The sequence below is a fragment of the uncultured Leptotrichia sp. genome, from assembly GCF_938036635.1.
GTDB lineage: Bacteria > Fusobacteriota > Fusobacteriia > Fusobacteriales > Leptotrichiaceae > Leptotrichia > Leptotrichia hongkongensis.
Window position 1 is genome coordinate 1 of the sequence record NZ_CALHQO010000060.1, and the last position, 1,817, is coordinate 1,817.

A 1,817-nucleotide genomic window follows, 5' to 3' on the forward strand; every position below is an offset into this window, starting at 1 on the left:
ACAAGATTTAATTAAAAAGAAAAAAATAAATTTTCTGAAATTGAATACAATGATAATTCAGAAATTCAATTATTCATTGAATTGCTGGAAAGTCTTTAAGGAGGTAAAATGCTGTATAAAAGAAAACCACAAAAAAAACTTTAAAAGATAAAATAGTTGACTTAATTCACAAGATTGAGTTTGGTAAGGAATTAAAAGAATATCCTGTAAATTTACAACTTAGGATTTATAACAAAGATTTACAAAATCAAAAAAATTGTAAAAAAATATTTTACATTATAAGAGTCAATGAAAAGGTTAGCATTTTAAAAGTGCTATCTAACATTGATACAGTAGAATATGTTTTTTACAATAGGGATAAGTTTGGGGATACCAAACAAAGTTTTGTAGATTTAGAAGTCCTATTCAAATGGGAATGGGCTGAACTTATAAAATTGTTAAAAGAAATAAATGATTTTGATAATTTTGAAAAATATATACTTAAAAATGGAAGTGAGTTTTATAACAATTGGAAATAAGAAGGGATAAAAAAAATGGAAAAATTTATATATTTTTTGGGTATGTATTTACTGGCAATAGCAATACATTATTTAGTGTACATTGCTTCAATATGTAATGTTACGTACTTAGAGTATAAATATAGATACAAAAAAATGTTTATTGATTGGTTGTTTTTATTCTTTGTATTTATAATTTTACCTTACATAGTTGAATTATGTAAGTATGAATAATAATCATATAAAAAAAACAGAAAAGAGGTATATAAAATGACTAGACTAGAAATATTAGATTTAAATATAATGACAAAAAGTGAAAAAGACTTCAACAGAAAGTTTGAGAATCTATTAAAATCTAAAGGACTTAAAATTATATTTGATATAAGACCATCCCAATAACAAAGAAAATTAAAAAAATATGTATAAGGAGTTATAAACCCTTTATTCTTACCATTTTATTTTTCCTTACCAAATTTAACTGTAGATTCTAGTATGATTATTTTAATTTCAATTTGTTGTTTTATATTTTTATATAAAGTTAAAGCAAAAATTTTAAAGTGTTTTATAAATAACTTTTGAACTCAACAGTTGGATAAGAGAAATAAAAGAACAAATTTTAGATGAGTAATATGAAGCGAACCATTCATAAATCACAGAAAGGAGAAAACAACTTTTGAAAAAAATCTTATTTTTTGTATTTTTATCCAGTTTATGCTTTTCAAATACTTGCAATTGGGTAAGTGAACCCAATCAAACTTTAAAGAAATACATTGGTGTAATTAAAAAGCATAACCTTACCAGCAAAGTTTACTGTGATAACAACGACACTTTAATGGCTTACTGGCGAAGTAACGATGAAAATGATATTGACATAGGGTTAATGCTTAATGACATTAATGCTAAATCGCTGAATCTAGATGAAGCAGTCAATGCATTTAATACATTTGTAAAGAAAGTTGGAATATTTGATGAAGTGAAATTAAATCGAAGAAAAGGGGATTTAATACCAGAAAACGTAAATATAAGACTTTATATGCATAATCCTGATTATGAAGACACTTATATGCTTTACAAAATTGTCTACAACTTTACTAATGATACAACTTCATATTATTACAATGAGAAGTACTTCAGTCATTACGCAGGATTTATTGATGAAGTCAGAAAAATGGAAAATCTTTATCCTACTAATGATATAATTTATTAAGATAAAGAAATTATTGAATGGTTTGATTAGATATTTATAAAAACAAAAATTTTTTGAAAGGAAAAATTATGGCAAGAAAAATTATTGGAGAAGACGGAAGAGTTTATTATGAG

Annotated in this window: 3 protein-coding genes; all 3 read left to right on the forward strand. The window is 24.2% G+C overall.

Features of this window, described 5'->3' with window-relative positions; genetic code table 11:
• Window positions 1-311 precede the first annotated feature (311 nt).
• Window positions 312-518 (forward strand): hypothetical protein, encoded by a 207-nt coding sequence (locus Q0370_RS01050; protein ID WP_299570915.1) that lies wholly within the window; start codon window positions 312-314, stop codon window positions 516-518.
• A gap of 249 nt (window positions 519-767) precedes the next feature.
• Window positions 768-896: a hypothetical protein gene (locus tag Q0370_RS01055; protein ID WP_299570918.1), complete on the forward strand. Its 129-nt coding sequence runs from the start codon at window positions 768-770 to the stop codon at window positions 894-896.
• A gap of 274 nt (window positions 897-1,170) precedes the next feature.
• On the forward strand, window positions 1,171-1,704 hold the full coding sequence (locus tag Q0370_RS01060) for a hypothetical protein (protein WP_299570920.1): 534 nt from the start codon (window positions 1,171-1,173) through the stop codon (window positions 1,702-1,704).
• Window positions 1,705-1,817: the final 113 nt, after the last annotated feature.